The sequence below is a fragment of the uncultured Pseudoteredinibacter sp. genome (assembly GCF_947502065.1).
Lineage (GTDB): Bacteria > Pseudomonadota > Gammaproteobacteria > Pseudomonadales > Cellvibrionaceae > Pseudoteredinibacter.
On record NZ_CANMYE010000052.1, the window covers coordinates 1 to 230 of the forward strand.

1 protein-coding gene is annotated in these 230 nt (G+C 51.3%); it reads left to right on the plus strand.

Annotated features, from left to right (window positions below; genetic code table 11):
- Positions 1 to 230, plus strand: a 230-nt coding sequence (locus Q1A41_RS20335; protein ID WP_299983011.1) for a hypothetical protein, incomplete at both ends; no start/stop codon positions are given.

Below are 230 nucleotides of genomic sequence, written 5' to 3' on the forward strand. Positions count from 1 at the left end.
GTTGTTGATAGCTTGGCGGTCGTCGTAACTGATAGCGATGGTACGACAGCTAACGGCACGTTGGATATTTTAATTACTGATACGGCGCCAGTTGCGAATGCGGATACCGATTCAACTGACGCTGTTACTAATGCGACGGGTAATGTTAGAGCTGATGTTGGTGGCGCCGATGTAGATGGCGCTGATGCAGCAGCCATTACCGGTGTAGTTGCTGGTACGCAAACCGGCGA